Genomic DNA, 23,776 nt, shown 5'->3' on the forward strand with positions numbered 1-23,776 from the left:
GATACCGGAGTAGAATGATGACCAAGAAAGCTTTTGTCGCGATCGTGACATGCTTCAACGACGACGAAACCATCAATTACGAAGCGACGCGCGCGCAGGTGCGCCGTCAGGTGGCTGCCGGAAACAACATCATGTGCGCCGGCACCAATGGCGATTTTTCCGCCCTCACCTTCGGTGAAAAGGTAAAACTGCTGGAAGAAGTGGTCGATGAAGTCGGCGGCAAGGTCGATGTCATCGTCAATGCCGGCATGCCCGCCACGTTCGAAACCTTGCAGCTGGCCAAGGAATTCGACCGCATCGGCGTCACCGGCATTGCCGTCATCACGCCCTTCTTCATCGCCTGCACGCAGGACGGGCTGATCCGCCACTTCTCGACAGTTGCCGATGCCGTCAACACGCCGGTCTATCTTTACGACATCCCGGCCCGCACTCAGAACCATATCGAGCCGGAAACCGCGCGCAAGCTGGCCACCCACGGCAACATTGCCGGCATCAAGGATTCGGGCGGAGCGCAGGAAACGCTGGCCGCCTATCTGCAGGTCTCCAAGGACATCGAAGGTTTTGAAGTCTATTCCGGCCCGGACCATCTGGTCCTGTGGTCGCTGCAGAACGGCGCCGCCGGCTGCATTTCCGGTCTCGGCAATGCCATGCCAGACGTTCTCGCCGGCATCGTCGGCGGCTTCAACTCCGGCAATATCGCCGAGGCAGAGCGTCAGCAGGAAATCTACACCGCCTTCCGCACCGACCTCTACCAGCACGGTTTCCCGCCGGCGATGGTCAAGCGCGCTCTCTACCTGCAGGATTCGTCCGTCGGCGCCAGCCGCCAGCCGGCTCTGCTGCCGAACGCCGAGCAGGATGCAAAAATCGGCGAGACGCTAAAGAAGTTCGGCCTGCTGTAATCAGCCTGACCAGATCCAAAGAAAAAAGCGCTGCGGAGAAATCCGCAGCGCCTTTTGTATTTCGCCCCTCTCTACGCCGTCCTCCTCGGGCTTGTCCCGAGGATCTAACCACCTCGCCTCAAACGAGACGCAGCAGATGCTCGGGACAGGCCCGAGCATGACGACGTCAGCGCCAAATCAAGCAGCGCTTGCCGCCTTCTTCTCAGCGATACGCGCGCGGATAGATTCCACGTCGGCCTTCGGCGTCGCCTTGAACAGGGTCTGCGTGTATTCGTGCTTCGGGTTCGAAAACACCTCGTCGCGCGTGCCGTATTCGACCGCCTCGCCAAAATACATCACCATCACCTCGTCGGCGATGTAACGCACGACCGACAAGTCGTGGCTGATGAAGACGTAGGTGAGGTTGAACTCGTCCTGCAGGTCGGCCAGCAGGTTGAGAACCTGTGCCTGAACCGAAAGGTCGAGCGCCGAGACCGGCTCGTCCAGAACCAGCAGCTTCGGGTTCATCATCAGCGCGCGCGCGATGGCGATACGCTGGCGTTGACCGCCGGAGAACATGTGCGGGTAGCGGTTATAGTGTTCCGGACCAAGGCCGACCTTGATCAGCATTTCGGTGGCGCGGTTGCGGCGCTCGGCGGCCGACAGGTCGGTGTTGATCGCCAGCGGTTCGCCCAGAACATCGCCGATTTTCTGACGCGGGTTCAGAGAGCCGTAGGGGTTCTGGAAGATGATCTGAACCTTCTGGCGCATGTCCGAGGTCAGATGGCCCGGACGGGTGTCCATCTTCTTGCCGTCGATGATCAGGTCACCCGAGGTCGGCTCGTCGATGAAGGTGATCATGCGCGCCAGCGTGGACTTGCCGCAGCCAGATTCGCCGACGATCGCCAACGTCTTGCCGCGTTCCAGCTTGAAGGAAACGCCCTTCACGGCATGCAGGGTCTTTTTCGGCTTCATGAAGCCGCCCGGCAGTTCGTAATCGCGCTTGATGTCGCGAACTTCGAGCATGGTGTCGGTGGTCTTGATGTCGCTCATGCCGATGCTCCTGCAGAAGGGGCAGCTTCCGGATTGCCGTCGAAGAAGGCGGAAACCGTGGTCAGGCGGTCACCGGTGGCGTTTTCCGGCAGGGCCGCCAGCAGCGCCTTGGTGTAGTTGCTCTGCGGGTTTTCGAAGAGGGACAGCACGTCGGCCTCCTCCATCTTGCGACCCTTGTACTGCACGACGACGCGGTCGGCGGTCTCGGCCACGACACCCATGTCATGGGTGATCATGATCAGGCCCATGCCGGTGCGTGCCTGCAGGTCCATGATCAGGTCGAGGATCTGCTTCTGGATGGTGACGTCGAGAGCGGTGGTCGGCTCGTCGGCGATCAGCAGTTTCGGATCGCAGGCGATTGCAATCGCGATCATAACGCGCTGGCACTGGCCACCCGACATCTGATGCGGGTAGGCATGCAGGCGCTCTTCCGCATTCGGCAGGCCGACCAACTTGAAAAGCTCGATGGCGCGGGCGCGGCGGGCCTTTTTATCCAGTCCGAGGTGAATGCGCAGCACTTCCTCGATCTGGAAACCCACCGTGAAGCACGGATTGAGGCTGGCAACCGGCTCCTGGAAGATCATGGCGATATCCTTGCCGATCAGCTTGCGGCGTTCAGCGCCGCTCAGCTTCTGGATATCCTGGCCTTCGAACAGCATGCGGTCGGCGGTGATCTTTGCCGTTGCCGGCAGAAGACCCATCACGGCCAGCATAGAGACCGACTTGCCGGAGCCGGATTCACCGACGATGGCAAGCACTTCGGCCTTGTCGACGGAAACCGAGACGCCATCGACGGCGCGGAACCAGCCGGTCGAGGTTTCGAATTCGACGATGAGATTATCGATTTGCAGAAGCGACATGATCAGGACCTCTTCAGCTTCGGATCAAGCGCATCGCGCAGGCCGTCGCCCATCAGGTTGATGGCAAGAACGGTGATGAGGATTGCAAGGCCGGGGAAGGTAACAACCCACCAGGCGCGCAGGATGAATTCGCGGGCTTCGGCCAGCATCGTGCCCCATTCGGGAGACGGCGGCTGCACGCCCATGCCGAGGAAGCCGAGCGCGGCAAGATCGAGAATGGCGTTCGAGAACGACATCGTCGCCTGCACGATCAGCGGTGCGGTGCAGTTCGGCAGAATGGTGCGGAACATCAGGCGCAGCGGGCTGGCACCGGCGATACGGGCGGCCGTCACGTAATCGCGGGACTTTTCGGCCATCACGGCGGCACGTGTCAGGCGCACGAAATGCGGCTGCAACGTCACGGCAATGGCGATCATCGCGCTGTTGAGACCGGCACCGAGAATGGTGACGAGCACGAGAGCGAGCAGCAGCGACGGGATGGCGAGGATCATGTCCATCAGGCGCATGATGACCGTATCGACCCAACCGCGATAATAGCCGGCGATGACACCGACGACGATGCCGGCAACCAGCGACAGCGTGGTGACGACGAGGCCGACGAACAGCGAGTACTGTGCGCCGTAGATGAGGCGGGACAGGATATCGCGACCGATCGGGTCGGTGCCGAGAATGAAGGTCCAGCTACCGCCTTCCACCCATGCCGGCGGCTTCAGCACCGCATCGCGATACTGTTCGAACGGCGAATGCGGGGCGATGACCGAGGCGAGGATCGCGACGACAACGAGAGCGACGAAAACATATAGGCCGATAACGGCACCACGGTTTTCGGAAAAGTAGAACCAGAACTCCTTGAGCATCTGGCGGCGCATCTGGGCGCTGGAGACGGGCTCCGCAGCCTTCTGTGTGAGAGTGGCGTCGGCCATGGGATTTTGCTCCTTCTTAGTGGCGAATACGCGGATTGACGAGACCATAGAGCAGGTCGACGATCAGGTTGACGGTCATGATGATCGCAGCGATCAGCAGCAAGCCACCTTGGATGACGGCATAGTCGCGGCGGAACACGCTATCGAGGATCCACTTGCCGATGCCCGGCCACGAGAAGATCGTCTCGGTCAGGATGGCGCCGGCGAGCATGACGCCGACCTGCAGGCCGACCGTGGTGACGACCGGGATCATGGCGTTGCGCAGCGCATGGATGCCGATGACGCGGAACGGCGACAGGCCTTTTGCACGGGCGGTGCGGACGTAATCTTCCGACAGCACTTCCAGCATAGCCGAACGGGTCTGGCGGGCGATAACGGCCAGCGGAATGGTGGAGAGCACGATCGACGGCAGCGCCAGATGGCTGAGTGCCGAGGCAAACGCGCCCTTCTGGCCCGAGATCAGGCTGTCGATCAGCATGAAGCCGGTCACCTGCGGGAAATAGAACATCAGCGAGATGCGACCGGTAACCGGGAACCATTGCAGGATGCCGGAGAACAGGATGATGAGCAGCAGGCCCCACCAGAAGATCGGCATCGAATAACCGACCAGCGCGATACCCATCAGGCCCTGATCGAAGATCGATCCACGCTTGACGGCGGCGATGATGCCGGCCGGAATACCGAGAGCGACGGCGATGATGATGGCGCAGAAGGACAGTTCGACGGTCGCCGGGAACAGCGTCAGGAACTGGTCGAGAACCGGCTTCTTGGAAACGATCGAGGTGCCAAAATCACCGGTCAGAACGTTGCCAAGATAATCGAAATACTGGACGACCATCGGCCGGTCCATGCCGAGCTGCGCGGAAATCTGCGCATGGCGTTCCGGCGACATGACGCGCTCACCCGAAAGGAGCGCGACCGGATCGCCCGGAAGAAGGCGGATGAACGAGAACGCGATGATGGAGACCCCGATGAACGTCGGGATCAGGACGGCGAGGCGCCGCAGAAGGAAGCCAAACATTTTAAGCCTTTGCGGAAAGGGGGCGCGCCAGATTCATGTTTATTGTCAAGCCATGCATCGGGCCATTTCGGCGTAACCGCCATATTTTTAGGCATCTCATAAGAAAATGCCGCGGGAAACGCAATGTCTCCCGCGGCAAAAAGTTGTCAGAGTGCCAGATTACTCGGCGATATCGACAGCTTCGAAGGTGAAGTCGCCGAGCGGGCTCTGCGTGAAGCCGGTAACGCCCTTACGCATCGGAACGACGGACAGGGAGTGGTCGAGGGTCGCCCAGGGAGCGTCCTTCTTGAAGATGACCTGTGCCTGTTCGTAGAGCTTCGAGCGCTCTTCCTGATCCGAGGTCGACTTGGCCTTCTTCACGAGGGCGTCGAATTCCTGGTTGCACCACTGCGCGCGGTTGTTGCCGCCGACAGCATCGCAGCCGAGCAGGGTGTCGAGGAAGTTGTCCGGGTCGCCATTGTCGCCGGTCCAGCCGAGGATGGCGGCACCGTCACGGTCCTTTGCCTTCGAACGCGACAGGTATTCTGCCCATTCGTAGGAAACGATCTCGACCTTGACGCCGATCTTGGCAAAGTCGTCCTGGATGATTTCGGCAGCGCGACGTGCATTCAGCATGTACGGACGCGAAACCGGCATCGCCCAGACCTTCATGGAGAGGTCCTTGACGCCAGCGTCGGCCAGCATCTTCTTGGCGGCGTCGAGGTCGTACGTATCGTCCTTGACGTCATTATTGTAGGACCACATGGTCGGTGGGATCGGGTTGGTGGCAGGAGTTGCCATGCCCTGGAAGACGGCGTCAACGATAGCGGCCTTGTTGATCGCCTTGTTGAGAGCGATACGAACTTCCGGCTTGTCGAACGGAGCCTGCGTGGTGTTGTAGGCGAGGTAGGCGATGTTGAGGCCTTCCTGCTCGAGTACCTGCAGGTTCTCGTCAGCCTTCATGGCCTGCACGTCGGCAGCGTTCGGGTAAGGCATCAGGTGGCATTCGCCGGCCTTGAGCTTCTGGTAACGAACGGCAGCGTCGGTGGTGATCGCGAAGACCAGATCGTCGATCTTCGGAGCAGTGCCCCAGTAATCGGCGTTCTTCTTGTAGCGGATGATGGCATCCTGCTGGTAAGCGACGAAGGTGAACGGACCCGTGCCAACCGGCTGCTGGTTCAGCTGTTCCTTGGTGCCGGCCTTTTCGAGGCTGTCGGCATATTCCTTGGACAGGATCGAAGCGAACGGCATCGCAATGTTGGCGAGGAACGGTGCTTCCGGACGGTTGAGCGTGAACTTGACCGTCAGGTCATCGACCTTATCGATCGACTTGATCAGCTTGGGGAAGCCCATGCCCTCGGCATATTCCCAGGTGCCGCCGGTGATGTACTTGTTCCAGGCGTTCTTTTCGTCGACCATACGGCCGATCGAGAAGATGACGTCGTCAGCGTTGAATTCGCGGGTCGGCGTGAAGAATTCGGTGGTCTGGAATTTCACGCCCTTGCGGAGCTTGAACGTGTAGACCGTACCGTCCTCAGAAATCTCCCAGCTCTCTGCGAGGCCAGCTTCCGGCTGCGTCGTGCCCGGCTTGAATTCCAGGAGGCGGCTGTAGATCGGGTGGCCCGATGCGTCGAAGGTCGTTCCGGCGGTGTAAAGACCCGGATCAAAACCTTCCGGCGAACCTTCGGAGCAATATACGAAGGTTTTTGCGGCGGCGACGGTCGGAAGCATTGGCAGTGCGGCCAGTGCGAGTGCGGCGATAAGCGCGCGTTTCATGGAAAACTCCCCTTTTGTGACTTCTTGCCTCTGAGGCACCCCAGAGACAAACACCCGGACTGTAATCCGAGGTGGCCCTCTTACCTTCCCCTGGTGCCAGTTCGAGTCGGTGCGACAGATACAGAACGGCAGGCGGGGGTTGTCAACACACAATCGCGCAGGGAACCCCACTGCAGCAAGATTTACGTTAATGTATCATATCATTTGTTAAAGCAGAGGCCAGCGGATTGCTGCGCAACACAGGGCAGCGGAGCAGCCGACACTATTTCACAACAGACTTTATAAGAAAAATTGGGAAAGACATCACAAGCTCGATTGTATCGACTTCACACACACAAGAAGGCCAATACACCAGCCATTCGGAAAGCCGACAAACGGGAAAAACCAGAGGGTCGCTGCAGCCCGATATTCAACCGGATCCGCAAGCCGCACGCTCTTTCCGCGAAGGCTCTAACAGCCGGCCAACAACATCCACGCGGACGAGGCAATACCACGCAACGTGTGAGCCACAGGCACGCCGTCAGACGCACCTGCGGTACAAAAGGACCGGCCCCGTCCGTTCAAGCTGGCAAGGCGCCGGATCTCTTCGCAACCCAGGTCGCGACATAATCCATCAGTGGCGGTGACAGGCAATCATAAGGCTGCAGCCCCAGATCCTTCAATCTCGCCCTGACACCGTCCATCCGGCCCGGATCAACACCGGATTCAATGATTGACGACACGAAGGCGGCAAAACCCGGAGGCGCCCAGCCGCTTTCCTGAAACCGCTCGGGATGTATGAAATCCAGCCCCTGAAACGCATGCTCGCGCTCGACCGGTCCATACATATGAACTCCGCACTGCTTGCAGGCATGCCGCTGGATCAGCGCCGATGGATCGACCACGGCGAGCTTGTCACCATTTTCCGTAACCGTCACCTTGTCATGCGGCACCACGGCGACGATGGAAAAGTCGACACCCTTGGGTTTCCAGCACTTGGTGCAACCACAGGCGTGATTATGCGCCACCTGCCCGTCGATTTTGACCTTGACCGGCCTGTCAACGCATTCGCAGACCAGCGTGCCGCCGGAAAAACTCGAGCTTTCCGGTTTTACGCCACCATCGACCGCGGGATGAATGCGGACCTGAACTGCACTGTCCATAACAACGCTCCTCCTCCTAAGCGAGGTCCGTCCCGATCATCGGCGGCTGCCTCGTTTCATCACTGCTTCACTGCCGACGTGCCCGTAAAGGCATGAACATGAGGCCTCTCGAGCGCGCCGCCTGATCTCGCCGGCGACAGCCCATGGCATGCGACGGTTGCGTCACCCCTCCTCCCCTCAAACGGGAACAGTGTCGAAAGCGACAAAAGCAGAACCCGTCGCAAACGATGCGCTCGAAGCCGCCCCCCCCATTCGCTGATCTGCATCTTCTGCCCGCCAGCGGCAAGAAGGGCCTGCGCTCCACCATCAGCACCACAAAAGATAACGTCGCCACTGAAAACAGAAGTCGAAAGCAGCCGCCCTTTCTTTTCAAACGCAACGACTTCAAGGCACCTCCCAAACACGAGCCACCCTCACGCCATCAGCCGCTCAGTAAATCACCACGCCGCGGATGCTTTCACCCGAATGCATCAACTCGAAACCCTTGTTGATGTCCTCGAGCGGCATCGTGTGGGTGATCATCGGGTCGATCTGGATCTTGCCTTCCATGTACCAGTCAACGATCTTCGGCACATCGGTACGACCGCGCGCGCCGCCAAACGCTGTGCCCATCCAGTTGCGGCCCGTGACCAGCTGGAACGGACGCGTCGAAATTTCCTGGCCGGCACCCGCAACACCTATGATGACCGACTTGCCCCAGCCGCGATGCGAACTTTCCAGCGCCTGACGCATGACCTTGGTATTGCCAGTGCAATCGAACGTGTAGTCGGCACCGCCGATCAGGTCGCCGTTCCGCTTCGTCATGTTGACGAGGTAAGGCACGATGTCGTCACCAACTTCCTTCGGATTGACGAAATGCGTCATCCCGAACTTTTCGCCCCATGCCTTGCGGTCGTTGTTGATGTCGACGCCGATGATCATGTCGGCGCCGGCAAGGCGCAGACCCTGCAGCACGTTCAGACCGATACCGCCGAGACCGAAGACGATCGCCGTCGAGCCGATCTCGACCTTGGCTGTGTTGATGACCGCGCCGATGCCGGTGGTGACGCCGCAGCCGATATAACAAACCTTGTCGAACGGCGCGTCTGGATTGATCTTGGCAAGCGCGATCTCCGGCAGGACCGTGAAATTCGCAAAGGTCGAGCAGCCCATGTAATGGTGGATCTTGTCCTTGCCGATGGAAAAGCGGCTTGTGCCGTCCGGCATCACGCCTTGCCCTTGCGTCGAGCGGATCGAGGTGCACAGGTTGGTCTTGCGCGAGGTGCAGGAATAACATTCACGGCATTCCGGCGTGTAGAGCGGAATGACGTGATCGCCCTTCTTCAAGGAAGTGACGCCGGGGCCGACATCGACCACCACGCCCGCACCTTCATGGCCGAGAATGGCCGGAAACAGGCCTTCCGGATCTGCACCGGAAAGCGTGAAATCGTCGGTATGGCAGATGCCGGTGGCCTTGACCTCGATCAGCACTTCGCCGGCCTTGGGGCCGTCCAGCTGAACCGTCATCACTTCCAGCGGTTTGCCGGCCTGAACGGCGACTGCGGCGCGTACGTCCATATCCTACTCCCCTCTCTCCTTCACTGCGTGATCCTGCGGTCGCGTTCATCCAGCAGCGGCACATTGTATTCCATCAGCAACCGGTCGATTTCCGGCTGTTTATCCTTGATGAAGGCGTTCAAAACCCGCTTGAAACTCTGGTCGGCCGGCCGCACCCCCATGGTGATACGATAGACCATGCGCTGCCCGCGCTGCTCATGGATCAATGGCACAAGTACCATGTCCTTGCCCGCCCGCGCCGCATAATAACCGGCCATCGGGCCCCACAAGACGGCAGCGTCGATCGTACCCGTTGTCAGATCCTTCATCGCCAGTTCCGCCATAGATGGCATGACCCGCGTATCCACCATCAGTGGATAGACCTTGGCTTTGCCCATCAGCTTGGCCGCTGCCATGTTGGCGGTCGGTGGCGTGCCTTCCACGACGCCGATGCGTTTGCCGGCAAGTTTTGGATCGGCCAGCGTCTCGACACCGGCAAGATCGCTGGCCTTCGCATAAATCAGCACATAGGCGGAGCGGTAATAGGCATTGGTGTTCTGCACCAGTTCGTCACCCTGCGCATATCCCATGATGATGTCGCAGCGATTGGCACCCAGCGTGTTGCGCACGAAACCGGTGATCGACGGAAACCACGTGTAGGCAACCGACTTTCGCCCTGTTCCCTCCGCCACCATGTTCGCCAGCTTGTCCTCGAACCCGTCGCCGCTCTGATCGGAAAACGGCATGTTGGAGGGATCGGCGCACACCCGTAGCACGTCGGGATCGACAAGCTCGCCCGCTGCCCCCAGCCCCGCGCCTTGCGCCAGCACGGTATGCGGCAGGAAACTGACAGCCAGGCCCAACATCACGCCGCAAAGCAATGAAAGCCACGTGCACCTTGACCATCCAACCAAGACACCGCCCGCCATCTCTCAACCTCCCATGCAGGAGGCTTCGTAATCCTTGGCCCCTTTAGGCTTGTCCGCCTTTTTTGGCGGTCTCCCGCGCGGCGCGGCTTCAACCGCGCGTGCCCGCAGATAAACGTAGATATCGTCGAGATAACAATAGACGTTCTTGTTGTCGCCGAAGGCAGGCATGACGTTTTCCTTGCCGCCGCCGACATTTTTGCGGCCTTCCGCCACGATCGAGAGAAAACTCGCATAATCGAGTTTTTTCAGGCTACTGGCCAGTGCCGGGGCGTAACTCGAACCGACGCCATCCGGCCCATGACAGACATGACAGTCCGAATGATACCGCCGGTAGCCGCTGAACGTGTACCAATCGACGGTTCCGTCGGCGGAAATCCGAAAAGTCGGAGTGCCATCCTTGTCGAAGAATTTCCCGTCCTCTTCGCTCGCCACCGCCGCCTTTTCCTTGTCGTCGTCGGCAAAGACCGTTCCAGAATGCGAAAGAAAGAATATCGCTGCACAAAACCCGAAAACTGCCATGCGAAAAGCCATTGAAAAACCTCACACATCAAACATTTTTTGCATGCACGGAAGAACGCCGTTAGGACGCTTGCCCTTCGACACCAACAAGCCGCACGCCATGTCATCACAATGAACGATCCACCGATCCCGTGACGGGCCGCGCCCGACAGGCGCGACCCGTCTGCTCAGGTCCGTCATTCAGGAAGACCGAAAACCGTCAACTGACCGCCAAGCGTGGTGTAATCGGCAAGCGCCGCATAACCACCGACCGCACCGAGACCGGCCGTGCCGACCACCGCCGCGTCATCCTGGCCGCCGCGTCCCTGATCGACCGCACCATGCCAGGCGGCGGCGTTTTCAGGCGACAGCAACCCGCCGGCAAGACCGATACCGGCCCAGCCGCCAACGCCCGACAGCACGGCGATGTATTGCTTGCCGCCATGTTCGAACGTGTTGATATTGCCGATGATGCCGGAGGGCGTCTTGAACTTGTAAAGCTCCTTGCCGTCCAGATTGACCGCCTTGATGTAGCCTTCCAGCGTGCCGTAGAAGACCACGTCACCGGCTGTGGCGAGCGCACCCGACCAGACGGAGAACTGTTCAGGGATCGACCAGACGATTTCGCCCTTGGCGGCATCCCAGGCAATGAAATTGCCCATGCCGCCATGGCTGTCAGGTGCGGGATACATCGACACGGTCGCGCCGACATAGGGCTGCCCGGCCGTATAGCTCACCTTGTAGGGTTCGTAATCCATGCAGACATGGTTGGTCGGTACGTAAAAGAGTTTTGTCTTGGGTGAATAGGTTGCTGGTTGCTGGTCTTTGGAACCGAGCGCCGCCGGGCAGATACCGGTCGAGTTGGTATCCTCACCGTTCTGCTGTGTCGAATATTTGGCGACCACCTGCGGCCGACCATATTGCTCGCTGTTTTTGTCCATGACCACTTCGGTCGCCCAGTTGACCTTGGGATCATATTTCTTGGCGACCAGAAGCTCACCGCTGACCCGGTCGAGCGTATAACCGAAGCCGTTGCGGTCGAGATGCACCAGCACATCATGTGCCTTGCCACCGATCTCCATGCCGTCAACAAGGATGTTTTCGTTGACGCCGTCATAATCCCACTCGTCATGCGGGGTCATCTGATAGAGCCATTTCGCCTGGCCCGTATCGGCATCGCGCGCCATCAGCGTCATCGACCATCTGTTGTCGCCGGGCCGCTGCACCGGGTTCCAGGTGGATGGGTTGCCGGTGCCATAATAGATCAGGTTGCTCTTGGCGTCATAGGAGAACCAGCCCCAGGTCGTGCCGCCACCAGTCTTCCACTGCTCGCCCTCCCAGGTATTCATGCCGGAATCTTTGCCGACAGGCTTGCCCAGATGCATGGTTTTTTCCGGGTCAATCAGCGTTTCCGCATCCGGCCCGGTGGAATACGCCTTCCAGGCAAGCGACCCGTCTTTCAGATTGTAGGCCGCAGTCCAGCCACGCACGCCAAATTCGGCGCCGGAAACCCCGATGATCACCTTGTCCTTGACCACCATCGGCGCGGCAGTGCCGGACTCACCCTTGCCGCCATCGATCTGATCGCCGTTCTTTATCGACCATGCCACCTTGCCGGTCTTGGCATCGAGGGCCACCACCGTCGTATCGGCCTGGTTGAGGATGATCTTGCCGTCGCCATAGGCCACGCCGCGATTGACGGTATCGCAGCACATGATGCCGATGACGTTCGGATCCTGCTTAGGTTCGTATTTCCAAAGAATCTTGCCATCGTTCTTGAGATCGAGCGCGTAAACGATGTTGGGAAACGGCGTGTGGATATACATCACGTCGCCGATCACCAGCGGGCCACCTTCATGACCGCGCAAGACACCGGTGGAGAAGGTCCACTTCACCTGCAGGCTCTTGACGTTGTCCTTGGTGATTTCCTTCAGTTCCGAATAACGGTGATTGGCGTAATTGCCGGTCGGCATCGCCCAGTTTTTCGGGTCCTCCGACAATTTCGTCAGGTCGTCATTGGCCAACGCCGTACCGGCAAGCCCGACAGCCATGCTCGCGGCCAGAAGGCCGGCGGCTGCTAAAGGTATGAAAAGACCAGGCAGACACTCAATTTTTCCGATTACACGCATGCGACATCCTCCCGATGCTTATTATTCACACGAGGTTCGTCTTCACGAACGCTCGCATGCTCCAAGGCAGCCAGCGCTTCATGCTATGTGCGGGAATATTTCCGTCAGCGTGTCACGGTAAAAGGATGGGCCGAGGGCACCGTTACTGCCCACCCCACAAACCTTCGAAACCTCGCCCTCCCAAAAGCAAGGCCTTGAAGCCGGAAATTGCTTTTGACAATAGGTCATTAAATGACATACGGCAAGTGCAATAAAAAGATAGACTTACATAACGAATAAAAATGCTGCCACGCATCAACATATTTTGCGAAGGCGAAGGAGTATTACTTAAGAAAATCCAATAATATTACAAAATTGAACATATGACATATTTTCGCTTCGTTAACAAAACCCGGTCAAAGAAAGGGAAATATGAATGTCTAACGGATTTTTTCGCATTGCGATCTTCTTGGTTTCATTCCCGACGGCCACGATCGCATCAGCAACCGGAGACTACCCGACGGTTGCAGTCTACGATTACGTTCACGGATGCATGAAAGCCAATGGCGAAAGCCGGGACGCACTTCAGAGTTGTTCCTGCTCGATTGATGTCGTCGCCTCGATCATCCCTTACAAGCGTTACGAAGCGGCCGAAACCTTCGTCAGCCTTGGCCTGCAAACGGGTGAACGCGGTGTGCTGTTTCGTCAGGGCGCCGTTGCCAAGACCGCTGTGTCTGAACTGCGCCGCGCCCAGGCGGAAGCCGACGTGCGCTGTTTCTGAGAGGGGTGTCGGCGACAGGTCAGATGCGCCGACCTTTGTCCGGAAAGGCGCAAGTCCAGCGGACCACGCGAACAGCAGGGTGTTCGCTCGACCATTTGGCGATTTCGGAAGGCGCCAGAATCATGCATTGAAACAGCGATCCGCGACTTTCGAAGTACAGATGTTCTTTTCGGCAGATTTCCGGGCTGCTCACGAGGCAGACGGTCAGAACCAGATCGATCATATTCGCCATAGCTGCCTCGCGGATTTTGGCGCGCCTGCAAATTCGATCATTTCAAATTACGCGGCCACGCCGGAAGCGTCAACCTGAGCGGGAGCGTCGCATAACAACAGGCCATAGATCTTTTTGCGTCCCATATATTCGTCGGTGTTGACTTAACGTCGCCGAAAACTACCCTTGCGTGCATGGCAGCGCGTGAAACCGGCTGGGAGACCGGGGGCACACGCCACCTTTTGGGAGGAATTTCATGCGAACAACCATCTGTCATGACGCCCGCCCGGGCGCCCGCCTGCATCTGTATTTGAGTATCTGTCTCTGCGTCGCCGGCCTTAGCCTGTCATCGATGGGAAAAGCGCATGCGCAGGATGCCGCCGCCGGTGAAAAGGTCTTTACGAAGTGCAAGGCCTGCCATGTCACCGACACGGATCAGAACAAGATTGGTCCCTCGCTGAAAGGCGTGATCGGCCGCACCGCAGGCACTCATGCCGGGTTCAAATATTCCGCGGCCATGACGGATGCCGGTAAAGGTGGCATGGTTTGGGACGAGACGACACTCACCACCTATCTTCATGATCCCAAAGGCGTGGTCAAAGGCACGAAAATGGCCTTTGCCGGCCTGAAGGTAGACAAGGACGTCGCCGATGTCATCGCCTTTCTGAAACAGGCCTCACCCTGACGGCAGCGATCACCATCACTTCGGCGGCGACGGTTCACCCAGTACCTTGACCAGGGCATACAGCCGCTGCTCGATCAATGTCGGCACCTCGCAAACATAGGTGAGTGCCTGCACGCGTTCCTGAAAAATGCGGGTGCGAAACACCAGCTGCTCGCCGCGCATGGCCAGTTGCGCCTGATCGGCATCCGGTTTCGCACGCAGGGCATCGAGAGCAGCCCCTTCGGCGCGCAGGCTGGCTGCCATGTCCCGCTGGCGGTGCGCATAACGTGCAATGCCGGAAATCACGTGGGCGCGTTCACCGTTCATCGTCTCGAACAGGCCCTGCACCAGCATGGCACGACGTTTCTCCCTCGGCTCCTGCTGCAAGCCATCGCGAAACGCCCGGATTTTCTGTTGCGCCTCGGCAATCGGCAGACGCCGCGCTGCAAGGTCTTCCACGAGTTCGGCCAAATCCGCGTCCTTCGCCCAATCCGCAGCTTGTGGCGGCAGGTCCGGCCCGGTCCAGATCTGCCCGATCGACAGTTGCGGTACCTTGCGCTGGATGCAGGGCCAGTCGGGATCATCCCCCTGCGCGGCCATCAAGGGCAAAGGCATCAGGGCCGATATTACCGCGACGATTATCGCTCGAGCAAAAACCATCAGCCATTGCCTCCTGTATCGCGTTTGCGGCCGAGCAGGCCGTGAGCCGGGTCATAGGCAAAAATGGCGCCACCGAGGAAAAGCACGGTGAAACCGAAGACAATGCCGAGGGACATCCACTCGATGCGCCCGTAGAGGGCAAAACGGATCAGTTCCACCGCATAGGTGAATGGGTTGCCCTGGCAGATGCGGAAGAGAAGCGGGCTCGATTCCTGAATTCGCCAGAGCGGGTAAAGCGCCGAGGAGGCGAAATACATCGGAAAGATCACAAAATTCATGATGCCAGCAAAGTTCTCCAGCTGCCGGATCATCGACGACAGAAACATGCCGAGCGAACACAGCATCATGCCGCCCAGAAACAGCGCCGGAAGCACGAGAAGATAACCGACAGGTGGCGGCCGCACATTCCAGAACCAGGCAATCGCGAAAAACGCGTAGACCTGCACGACCGACACCGCGACACCGGCAAACAGTTTTGACACCAGCAGGAACCAGCGCGGAAACGGGCTGACCAGCAGCGTGCGCATGTTGCCCATCTCACGGTCATACACCATCGACAGTGACGACTGCATGCCGGAAAACAGCAGGATCATGCCGGCAAGGCCGGGCGTGATATAGACCTCGTAAAGCACATAGGTGCGGTAGGGCGGGATGATCGACACACCGAGCACCTGCCGGAACCCGGCGGCAAACACAAAAAGCCACAGAAGCGGCCGCACCAGCGATGACACAAACCGTTCGCGCTGATTGAGGAACCGCAGGCCCTCGCGGATCATGATGCCGGACAGACAGGCGAGATATTGCCGAGGCGTGAAGCCACGGGGTGGGTGTGGATGCAATGAGGTGGTTTGGGTGTGGAGGCTCATTGCCGGCCTCCCGCTTTGGGACTGGACAGATCGACGCTTGGGGAGGCTGGACGCGGCCTTTCAGATTCCCTCCGTTGGGGGGCAGATGTCAGCGCATCAGACAGAGGGGGCTGAGAAATGGTGCGGCGCATTCCCCACACGATGGAATCCTTGGAAACATGCCCGCCCTCTGCCCTGCCTGGCACCCCTCCCTCAAGCGGGGAGATCACCATGCGCGCGCCCGTTTCCGAAACCAGCCCGCCGAACGCCCCGGCGATATCCTGCGCACCCGCTGCGCGGACGACATCACCAACCGCACCCGAGGCCAGCACCCGGCCACCGTCGAGGATCACCACGTCGTCATCCTCCATCACTTCATCGATCAGATGCGTCGCCCACAAAACACCGATGCCATCGTCTCTCACCAGCGCCCGGATCGTCGCCAGAATGTCGGCACGCGCCTGCACATCCAGCCCTACCGTCGCCTCGTCAAGCAGCAGCAGCGACGGTCGGTGCAGCAGGGCGCGCACGATTTCCACCCGCCGCATCTGCCCACCGGATAGATTTTTGGCCTTGTCGTGCAGACGGTCCGCCAGACCGACTGTGTCCAGCAGCATGATGATCCGCGCCATCGCCTCGCGCCGACCAAAGCCATGCAGGGCGGCGTGATAGGTAAGATTTTGCGCAATAGAGAGGTCGAGATCGAGCGTGCGGGCCTGAAACACGATGCCGAGCCGCCGCAGCGCCTCGCTCGGATCGCGCCTGATGTCCCGGCCAAAAATGCGGATTGAACCGTCTTGCGTGTCGTAAAGTCGGCTGATCAGCGAAAACAACGTTGTTTTACCCGCACCGTTCAGCCCCAGAAGCACGGTAAAACGTCCGGCCGGAATGAAAAAGGACACGCCGGCGAGTGCCTTTTTCGCACCATAGGCGTGGCTGACATCGGTCACCTCGAGCGCGCTCGCACCTTTCTGCGTCGATATATGGTTATCACTCATCACATCCAGCTCCGCCCGCAGGAAACGAGCCTGCCTCTCCCCGGTCACCGCTCGTCATGGATCTGGCCGAACCATCGGGCTGCGTGAAGGCTGGGCCCTCTGCCTGTGCCGGCTCAGGGACAGGACAATCGCCTTCGGGCAACGGGATGGCGCTCGCTGCCCCCCTCGCAATCCCCATGAGATAACTCCTTTCCTCCAAGAACATGAGGCCGGCCAGACGTACCTGACCCGTGCTGGCCACGCCTCATGCAACACGTCAGTCCAACTCTACTTGATGGTAATCGTCCCCTTCATGCCCTTGTCCGCCAGGTCCGGCACCGACCATGTGTAACTGCCGGGACGAACTGCGGTGAACTGCACCTGCATTGTTCCCTCGCTGTCGAATTCCAGCCAGGCCGGCGCACCATTCATGTGAACCTCGAGATCGTTGATGACGATCTGGTTCATCCAGACATTGCGGAACAGATCGGTGACGAACTTGTATTCAAGCCCCGCCGCAGACGTGATCTTCCAGCGATAGCCCTGCCCCGCCACCAGCTCGAAATCCTTGCGGTTGACCACAAAACTATCCTTGGCCGACCCCAGGATCAGTTCCGGCACATCCTTGCTCGCCCGCGTCACCTTTTCCGTCGAAGCCGCAGGTTTGGCGGCCGGTTTGTCGTCGTCGTCATCATCCGCATCCTGCGCAAGACCGATACCTGCCGACAAAAACACCGCCGCCAAAGCAACCAGCCCAAGTCTCCGATAATCCAGCATGCTCTCCTCCTCCCATTGTCATCCCGATTGTGGTCATTGCGGTGAAACCACCACCCCCCAGGGCATCGCGCCCACGGTTATCGATTGCACCGGCTCGTCCGTCGCCACGTCGATGAAGGTGATGTCGTTGGAAACGCCATTGGTGCTGATGATGGTCTTCTGGTCCGGCGTGAACGCCAGCTGCCACACTCGCTGCCCCACCAGCACATATTTTTCGACCTTGTAGGTGGTGGTATCGACGACAGCGACGCGATTGGCCGGCCCCAATGCCACATAGGCCTTTTTGCCGTCAGCGGTGATGCGCACACCGACCGGCTGGATCGCTTCCGACCGCAACCCGGCAATCTCGAAGGTGATCTTGTGCTTTACCGCGCGGCTGGCATTATCGATGACGGACACCGTGCCGCCGATTTCCGCGCTCACCCACACTTCGGAACCATCCGGCTTGAACTCGGCAAAACGCGGCCGTGAATCCACCAGTACATTATGGGTGATCTCGTGGCTGTCGGTATCGATGAAATGCGCCATGTTGGTCGTTTCAGACGTGTTGACCATGGTCTTGCCGTCCGGGCTGATGCCCATGCCTTCCGGCTCCACCCCGACTGGAATTTCGGCGAGTACATCGCGGCTTTCGATATCGATAACGGTCACCAGATTGTCGTCCTCGTTGGCGACATAAAGCGTTTTTCCATCTGGCGAGAGCACGAACAGTTCCGGGTCAGGCCCGGAGGGAAGCTGCCCGACGATCTCATGGGTCTGCGTATCGATCACCTCGATCGTGTCGTCATCGCTGGCGCAGAGATAGATGAACTTGCCATCATGCGAGATGGTGATACCACGCGGGCGCTGACCGACAGGCAGGGTTTTGACCACTGTACCGGATGCCGTATCGACCACCGAAACCGTGTTGTCCTTCTCGTTCGACACATAGGCCATGAATGCAGAGGCCGGCTGCGCGCCCGCCACAAGGGACATCACTACAGCAGTGCAAAAACGCGATTTCAACGGCATGTCGGCCCCTCCCAAGGCTCTTGTTTCCTCATCTCATTTCAGCACGCATTTCGTCTCCGGCTGATCGATACCCAGCGTGTCCAGCTCGGAAACCTGATGCAGAAAGCCTTCCTGCGGCGAGGTCGAAACGACCGAATGCCCGTCGCCGATAAAGACCGGCTGCCTGAGTTGGTTGTTCCACGCGCGAAATGTCAGTTTTTGGCCCTTGAAGGCCGCTATCGAAAAATCCGGCGAATGAATAAAGGCCGCGATCCTTGCTGTATCGTCACTTTGTGTGCGTGTCGCCGCTTCGCCGATAATGCGCACCGCCGTCCAGGCGGACATGTCCTTGGACAACATCCTGCGGCCAGTGCTTTTCAAAAAGCGGTTCTGGATCTGCGTGCCACCCCATTGTTCGCTGGCAGGATGCCAGGCCAACGGCATCAAACCGGCCGTGCCGGCAACCGGTCTCGGCTGCCAGGTGCGATAAGGCACATAGGTTCCGAAAACCTCGCTCTCATCCGCCACCAGCAACACGTCATACTCGGGCATGCCTTGCGTAAAAACAGGCATCTGCCGCTGGATCTGCACCACCCCGCTATCGGTGCGCCGTGCCGTGCCGGTATCGACAAACTCCTTTTGCGCCACGATCTCGCCGCCGAACCGCTCTGCCGCCCGCCGCAGAGCCTCCGCGAACAGCCGGTCGCGATCATGCGAACCATAAACCAGCGCCCAGCGCCGCCATTGTTTCCAGATCAGATATTGCGCCAGCCCATCTGCCAGCATGCTGCGCGTCGGCACGGTGTGGAACAGGTTGGCTCGACAATCCTCTTCACGTAGCCGGTCATCCGTCGCCCCGACGTTAAAGACGAGAATACCCTTAGCCGCCGCGACATCGGCAAGCGCCAGAAGTTGTGACGGCGAAAGATCAGCCAGAATAGCGGTAACGCCCTTGCCGGCCAGCGCCTCAAACGCGGCGTTTACATCCGTGTCCGGATTTACCTCGGTCACGTCGAGCGAAAATGCCTGCCCGAGGAAACGGCCGGTCGTATTGTTATCGACAATCGCGACATTCGCCCCGGCCACCCCTTCATCGCGCGGCGGCACGTCCAGCACGGACAAGGCCAGTTGCGGCGCATAGGCGCGAAGATAACCGAGATGGATGTCGACCGGCGCCGGTTTGGCCGGCCCTGCCCGCGGTTGAGCGGGTTCAGTCAACGTCTGTGCCTGAGCGAGTTTGATTGCAGCTCCCCAGTCAGCCGCGACAGCGGGACGAACCGACATAAAAACGGGCAATAACAACCAAAAGAAAAACGAATGAAAAACACGCACCCTGCAAATCCACGATCGCAACGAAACGACGCGTTTCCTGCCGGCGCATGCTCCATGCACTCGACACGGCGATAAAAGCCGGAATTCACATCATTTCTCAGGTGCCCGTCGTCAATCTACATCACGCACGGCTCGCCGCAACCGGTAATTTCATAAAAAAATGTTTCGCGATTTATGAATATCCCGCTGCCTACCGCCGCCGAAGATGGCGGGCAGCCGACGTCTCGCAAATCACCAATTTGGTTCATCGAAATGTGCCGGTTGCCTTACTCGGTCAACCGGCTTCACGATCGGTTTGAGCCTTCAGCGTTCGGCCGCATCAGTCAGGTTGGCGGTCAGCCGATTGATGGTCATCAGCATTTCGTCGCCTTCCTGCCCGTCGACGGCGATCGCCTGCGCGATGCATTGCATCACCGCCTCCGACTTTGCCTCCAGCGCCCTGCCCTCGTCGGTGAGAAAGATGTCGACACGCCGTTCGTCATCGGTGCGGCGCGCTTTTTTCACAAGGCCCATCAGTGTCAGACGCTTCAGGAGCGGCGTGACCGTGCCGGAATCCAGCCCCAGGCGTTCCGAAATTTCGCCGACTGACAGGTTGCCCGCACTCCAGAGAAGACGCATGGTTAGAAATTGAGGATAGGTCAGCCCCAGCGGTTCCAAAGCCTGCCTATAGACTCGGTTAAAAGCCTGTTCGGCCTTGTAGACGGCGAAACAGAGCATCTGATCGAGGCCGATATCGGCGGTGGATTTGAGGCGCGTCTTCATCGCCAAAAGATAAATCGCGCACAATACAATTGCAAGTCATTGACAACCGTCACACGACGAACCATATTGTGCACAATACAGTTTTGCAAAATACAAAATTACATTCTGATCCATAAACCCAACCAAGGAGAAGACCTATGTCTGTTGATGCAAAATACAAGACAAGCGCCACGGCAACCGGCGGTGGCCGTGACGGCAAAACCTCGCTGGAAGACGGCAGCCTGTCGCTGCAGCTGGTGGTCCCGAAGGAACTGGGCGGTCCTGGCGGCGATGGCGCCAATCCGGAAAAACTCTTTGCCCTCGGTTATTCGGCCTGCTTCCTCGGCGCGCTGCGCGTTGGTGCCCAGCAGTTGAAAACCAAGGTTCCGGAAGGCTCCACAGTCGGCGCCACGATCGGTATCGGCCCGCGTTCCGAAGGCGGTTTTGGCATCACGGCTGCGCTCGACGTCTATCTGCCCGGCCTGTCGGAAGCCGATGCCCAGAAGCTGGTTGAAGTCACACATGATATCTGCCCCTATTCCAACGCCATCAAGGCCAGCGTCGACGTCGACTTTACCGTTCGCACCTGAAGACAGTAGCTGAAACGGAAAAGCCGGCCATCCCAGTGGATGGCCGGCTTTTTAATACCGCCTCATGCTCTTGAGGCCGAATGGCATGGCAGGCCGGATCGATATCGCGGCAAGCGTCGTCAGGCGCGGTCGCCAGCCACTTTCGTCATCGCCGGTCGCTCCTGCACCGCTACGACGGGTTCTCCCGATACGTCGCCACTCAGAATGCTGCGGTTGCGCCCACCTGCCTTGGCAAGATACAGCGCCGCATCTGCCGCCGAAACAACATGTGGTGGTTCCTGCGCATCGCTATTGTCGGCGATGCCGATACTCACCGTCGCCCGCACGGACCGGCCGCCTGCATCGACACAGAGCCCCGCCACCGCATGGCGGATCGCCTCGGCCAGTTCCAGCCCTTGCTGTGACTGCACGCCCGGCAGAAGAGCGACAAACTCCTCCCCGCCCAGGCGAAAGGCCCGTCCCCTGCCGGCAAGCGTCGCCGATACACTGGCAGCGATTGCCTTCAGGGCCAAATCGCCGACGTCATGGCCATGAGTATCGTTGATCTTCTTGAAGTGATCCACATCGATCACCAGAATGGAAAAGGGCGAGGTCTTGCCCGAAAGGGCAGCCGTGGCTTCATAAAAAGCCCGCTTGTTGGCAAGCGAGGTCAAGGCATCGGTATAGGCTTGCTCCTGCCACAGACGCGCTTCGCTCAAGTGGCGCATCTCGCGATCGATGAATGTCCCGAGAATCAGCGCCGCAGCCAATGATCCGACCAGTGTCGCCGGATAGGTCTGCATGAAAAGCGACAGCCCCTGCCCCGAAGACACGAAAAGAAGCAGAAGTGCCAGGCCGGATACGATCAAGCCAAGCAGCAGAAGGCTGCCAATCGACATGCCGAACCGCGGATAAACGAAAAACCGCCAGCCAAGCCCGACCACGCCCGCACAAAGCGAAGGCCGGATGGCCTGCCCGACAGCGAGATCGGTGATTTCCATGTGACCAACCAGCGCAATCAGGGCGGCGACCAGATAAGGAACAAAACCGCCGAAGGCGGCGGCAAAGGCGAGAAACAGAGATCGACCGTTGATGACCGTGCCGTCCGGCAGGACGACAGGCATCATCATGGTAATGCAGGCAGCGGCAGCAAACGGCAATCCGAGAACGAACCCCTTGAGCAACGGCGGAGGATTGAGCCGCTCAGTGCTCCCCAGGCACATGGCGACAAGCGCCATCAGGCCGATGATATTGAGAAGAAGGGGAAGCAGAGACATGCGCGGACCTATTGAACTCGCCGCTACACATAAAGCTTATGTAAAAAGGTCCGGTTAATAGGGGCGAACAAGGTTCATGAGCCGGAGAGGTTGCGAGGCACAAGGTTAGCTCTCACCCCTCAGCCCCGACATTTTGACGAAAGAGCAGGACTCTGTTTGCAACCCTGAACGCGCAAAAAAACGTCCAATTTGATCGCGCAAGCACAGTCGGAAAAAGTGTCGATTATCCGCCCCCGCCGGTCATCCCTAAGACCGACAAGGAAATTGCGATTGGGGCGCCAAAACGTTCAGGCCGTTGACAAAAGCCTGAGATCGAACTGCCGGCGGCCGGAAAAATCTTCTTCCAGGTTCCTTGGCGTATCGCGCCAGCCGACCGAAAAGCCTGCCGCCTCGCTGCCGCGTGGACTACCATCGAACAGGATTTCGCGTGACGTCTCAGCAAAGCGGATAAATCCAAATGCGGTCACCTCGATAACCCGGAAATAGCAGTCAACGTCATCGACAAAGGGCAATTCGCTGTTCAGGTCCTGCAGATACCGAAGCGCATCGGCAAAACCGGCGCCGAAAAACTCCCTGCCGTCGACATGGAGTTTTTTCGCGCGCTCTTCGACCATGATGTCTTCCAGGACACCGTCGAGAAATGTCATGTGCACGCCGGTTTCAAGTAGTTGCAGGTGCCTTGGGCGCATATCGAGATTGGCAGCCGCTATGATTTCCATTGCCTTTCGCGCCTCGTCTTCGCCGAGCGTCTCGACCCAGTGGCGATACATATCTTCCATGTCGGTCTGCACTATCGGCCGGTCGGATGTGACGTTCCCGTATGGACCCGCCAGCGGCTCGCAGCTTTCAGAGGTCATGCCGAAACGCAGCGGCCCTAGCCCTCGCTTGACCCTCAGGTTCCAGTCCTCGTCCATCAATGCTCCCTCATTTCGACAAGCGTGCGAGCCTGCGACCATGACGCATACCCGCTGACGAGCCCAAGCTGCCGCGCGAACACAGGCGGAGCGGAGATGATCTTGATGCTGGAAACCTCAGCTGGACAAGTCGTCAGTTGAACTTTGTTCGGCTTCGGCGGAGGTTTTGAATGGTTATGAATTTTGCACGGTCGCGCGCTTTGAGTACGGCGCATTTTATGACTTTGTTTTTGCTGTGAGGATTTTCGCGGCTTTTGGATTTGGTTGCGGGGGCAGGATTTGAACCTGCGGCCTTCAGGTTATGAGCCTGACGAGCTACCGGGCTGCTCCACCCC

Annotated in this window: 23 protein-coding genes and 1 pseudogene; 4 read left to right on the plus strand and 20 right to left on the minus strand. The window is 59.0% G+C overall.

Features of this window, described 5'->3' with window-relative positions; all coding sequences use genetic code 11:
* Positions 1–17: 17 nt before the first annotated feature.
* Positions 18–899, plus strand: coding sequence for a dihydrodipicolinate synthase family protein (locus GAO09_RS23465; protein ID WP_153358280.1), 882 nt, complete (start codon positions 18–20; stop codon positions 897–899).
* A 177-nt stretch (positions 900–1,076) separates the two neighbouring features.
* Here GAO09_RS23465 and GAO09_RS23470 read toward each other — a convergent pair whose 3' ends face one another.
* The 10 genes from GAO09_RS23470 to GAO09_RS23515 all read right to left on the minus strand — a co-directional run bounded on the left by GAO09_RS23470 (position 1,077) and on the right by GAO09_RS23515 (position 12,646).
* Entirely contained in the window at positions 1,077–1,931 is an 855-nt protein-coding gene (locus tag GAO09_RS23470; RefSeq protein WP_153358281.1) for a dipeptide ABC transporter ATP-binding protein, read from the minus strand.
* Positions 1,928–2,791 carry an ABC transporter ATP-binding protein gene (locus GAO09_RS23475; protein ID WP_153358283.1) on the minus strand — a complete coding sequence of 288 codons (864 nt, stop codon included), beginning with the start codon at positions 2,789–2,791 and terminating at the stop codon, positions 1,928–1,930. Before GAO09_RS23475 ends, GAO09_RS23470 begins: the two co-directional genes overlap by 4 nt.
* A gap of 2 nt (positions 2,792–2,793) precedes the next feature.
* A complete protein-coding gene (locus GAO09_RS23480) occupies positions 2,794–3,714 on the minus strand; it encodes an ABC transporter permease subunit (protein WP_153358285.1) in 921 nt (306 codons plus the stop codon).
* A gap of 16 nt (positions 3,715–3,730) precedes the next feature.
* Positions 3,731–4,735, minus strand: coding sequence for an ABC transporter permease subunit (locus tag GAO09_RS23485; protein ID WP_153358287.1), 1,005 nt, complete (start codon positions 4,733–4,735; stop codon positions 3,731–3,733).
* Between the two features lie 159 nt (positions 4,736–4,894).
* Positions 4,895–6,490 carry an ABC transporter substrate-binding protein gene (locus GAO09_RS23490; RefSeq protein WP_153358289.1) on the minus strand — a complete coding sequence of 532 codons (1,596 nt, stop codon included), beginning with the start codon at positions 6,488–6,490 and terminating at the stop codon, positions 4,895–4,897.
* Between the two features lie 560 nt (positions 6,491–7,050).
* Positions 7,051–7,632, minus strand: coding sequence for an S-(hydroxymethyl)glutathione synthase (gene gfa, locus GAO09_RS23495; RefSeq protein ID WP_153358291.1), 582 nt, complete (start codon positions 7,630–7,632; stop codon positions 7,051–7,053).
* Positions 7,633–8,061: 429 nt separating this feature from the next.
* Positions 8,062–9,189 (minus strand): S-(hydroxymethyl)glutathione dehydrogenase/class III alcohol dehydrogenase, encoded by a 1,128-nt coding sequence (locus tag GAO09_RS23500; RefSeq protein WP_153358292.1) that lies wholly within the window; start codon positions 9,187–9,189, stop codon positions 8,062–8,064.
* Positions 9,190–9,209: 20 nt separating this feature from the next.
* The gene (locus GAO09_RS23505; protein WP_235938406.1) at positions 9,210–10,034 is read right to left on the minus strand and encodes a quinoprotein dehydrogenase-associated putative ABC transporter substrate-binding protein; all 825 of its coding nucleotides are present in this window, start codon (positions 10,032–10,034) and stop codon (positions 9,210–9,212) included.
* Between the two features lie 66 nt (positions 10,035–10,100).
* A complete protein-coding gene (locus tag GAO09_RS23510; protein WP_235938407.1) occupies positions 10,101–10,616 on the minus strand; it encodes a c-type cytochrome, methanol metabolism-related in 516 nt (171 codons plus the stop codon).
* Positions 10,617–10,792: 176 nt separating this feature from the next.
* On the minus strand, positions 10,793–12,646 hold the full coding sequence (locus tag GAO09_RS23515; RefSeq protein ID WP_209018809.1) for a methanol/ethanol family PQQ-dependent dehydrogenase: 1,854 nt from the start codon (positions 12,644–12,646) through the stop codon (positions 10,793–10,795).
* A gap of 493 nt (positions 12,647–13,139) precedes the next feature.
* Here GAO09_RS23515 and GAO09_RS23520 point away from each other — a divergent pair, with 493 nt between their 5' ends.
* Positions 13,140–13,484 carry a hypothetical protein gene (locus tag GAO09_RS23520; protein ID WP_235938409.1) on the plus strand — a complete coding sequence of 115 codons (345 nt, stop codon included), beginning with the start codon at positions 13,140–13,142 and terminating at the stop codon, positions 13,482–13,484.
* 563 nt (positions 13,485–14,047) lie between these two features.
* Entirely contained in the window at positions 14,048–14,380 is a 333-nt protein-coding gene (locus GAO09_RS23525) for a c-type cytochrome (RefSeq protein ID WP_153358360.1), read from the plus strand.
* Between the two features lie 15 nt (positions 14,381–14,395).
* Here GAO09_RS23525 and GAO09_RS23530 read toward each other — a convergent pair whose 3' ends face one another.
* The 7 genes and pseudogenes from GAO09_RS23530 to GAO09_RS23560 all read right to left on the minus strand — a co-directional run bounded on the left by GAO09_RS23530 (position 14,396) and on the right by GAO09_RS23560 (position 20,702).
* On the minus strand, positions 14,396–15,019 hold the full coding sequence (locus GAO09_RS23530) for a hypothetical protein (protein ID WP_153358299.1): 624 nt from the start codon (positions 15,017–15,019) through the stop codon (positions 14,396–14,398).
* A complete protein-coding gene (locus GAO09_RS23535) occupies positions 15,019–15,885 on the minus strand; it encodes an ABC transporter permease (RefSeq protein WP_153358301.1) in 867 nt (288 codons plus the stop codon). The genes GAO09_RS23530 and GAO09_RS23535 overlap by 1 nt, the downstream gene beginning before the upstream one ends.
* Before the next feature lie 224 nt (positions 15,886–16,109).
* Positions 16,110–16,862, minus strand: a pseudogene (locus GAO09_RS23540) (ATP-binding cassette domain-containing protein); the annotation flags it as partial.
* Between the two features lie 267 nt (positions 16,863–17,129).
* Positions 17,130–17,618: a cupredoxin domain-containing protein gene (locus GAO09_RS23545; RefSeq protein WP_153358305.1), complete on the minus strand. Its 489-nt coding sequence runs from the start codon at positions 17,616–17,618 to the stop codon at positions 17,130–17,132.
* Between the two features lie 33 nt (positions 17,619–17,651).
* Positions 17,652–18,629, minus strand: coding sequence for a YVTN family beta-propeller repeat protein (locus GAO09_RS23550; protein WP_209018810.1), 978 nt, complete (start codon positions 18,627–18,629; stop codon positions 17,652–17,654).
* Between the two features lie 33 nt (positions 18,630–18,662).
* Entirely contained in the window at positions 18,663–19,826 is a 1,164-nt protein-coding gene (locus GAO09_RS23555; RefSeq protein ID WP_235938413.1) for an ABC transporter substrate-binding protein, read from the minus strand.
* A gap of 417 nt (positions 19,827–20,243) precedes the next feature.
* Entirely contained in the window at positions 20,244–20,702 is a 459-nt protein-coding gene (locus GAO09_RS23560; RefSeq protein ID WP_235938426.1) for a MarR family winged helix-turn-helix transcriptional regulator, read from the minus strand.
* Positions 20,703–20,839: 137 nt separating this feature from the next.
* Between GAO09_RS23560 and GAO09_RS23565 the strand changes: the two genes are divergently transcribed.
* Positions 20,840–21,271 (plus strand): organic hydroperoxide resistance protein, encoded by a 432-nt coding sequence (locus GAO09_RS23565; RefSeq protein WP_153358309.1) that lies wholly within the window; start codon positions 20,840–20,842, stop codon positions 21,269–21,271.
* A 119-nt stretch (positions 21,272–21,390) separates the two neighbouring features.
* On the opposite strand, the gene GAO09_RS23570 is transcribed toward GAO09_RS23565, so the two are convergent.
* The 3 genes from GAO09_RS23570 to GAO09_RS29725 form a co-directional block, all read right to left on the minus strand.
* Positions 21,391–22,527 carry a GGDEF domain-containing protein gene (locus GAO09_RS23570; protein WP_153358311.1) on the minus strand — a complete coding sequence of 379 codons (1,137 nt, stop codon included), beginning with the start codon at positions 22,525–22,527 and terminating at the stop codon, positions 21,391–21,393.
* A 287-nt stretch (positions 22,528–22,814) separates the two neighbouring features.
* On the minus strand, positions 22,815–23,441 hold the full coding sequence (locus GAO09_RS23575; protein ID WP_153358313.1) for a hypothetical protein: 627 nt from the start codon (positions 23,439–23,441) through the stop codon (positions 22,815–22,817).
* 133 nt (positions 23,442–23,574) lie between these two features.
* Positions 23,575–23,776, minus strand: a 202-nt coding sequence (locus GAO09_RS29725) for a hypothetical protein (RefSeq protein ID WP_209018812.1), incomplete at its 5' end; no start/stop codon positions are given.

Source organism: Endobacterium cereale, assembly GCF_009617585.1.
GTDB lineage: Bacteria > Pseudomonadota > Alphaproteobacteria > Rhizobiales > Rhizobiaceae > Neorhizobium > Neorhizobium cereale.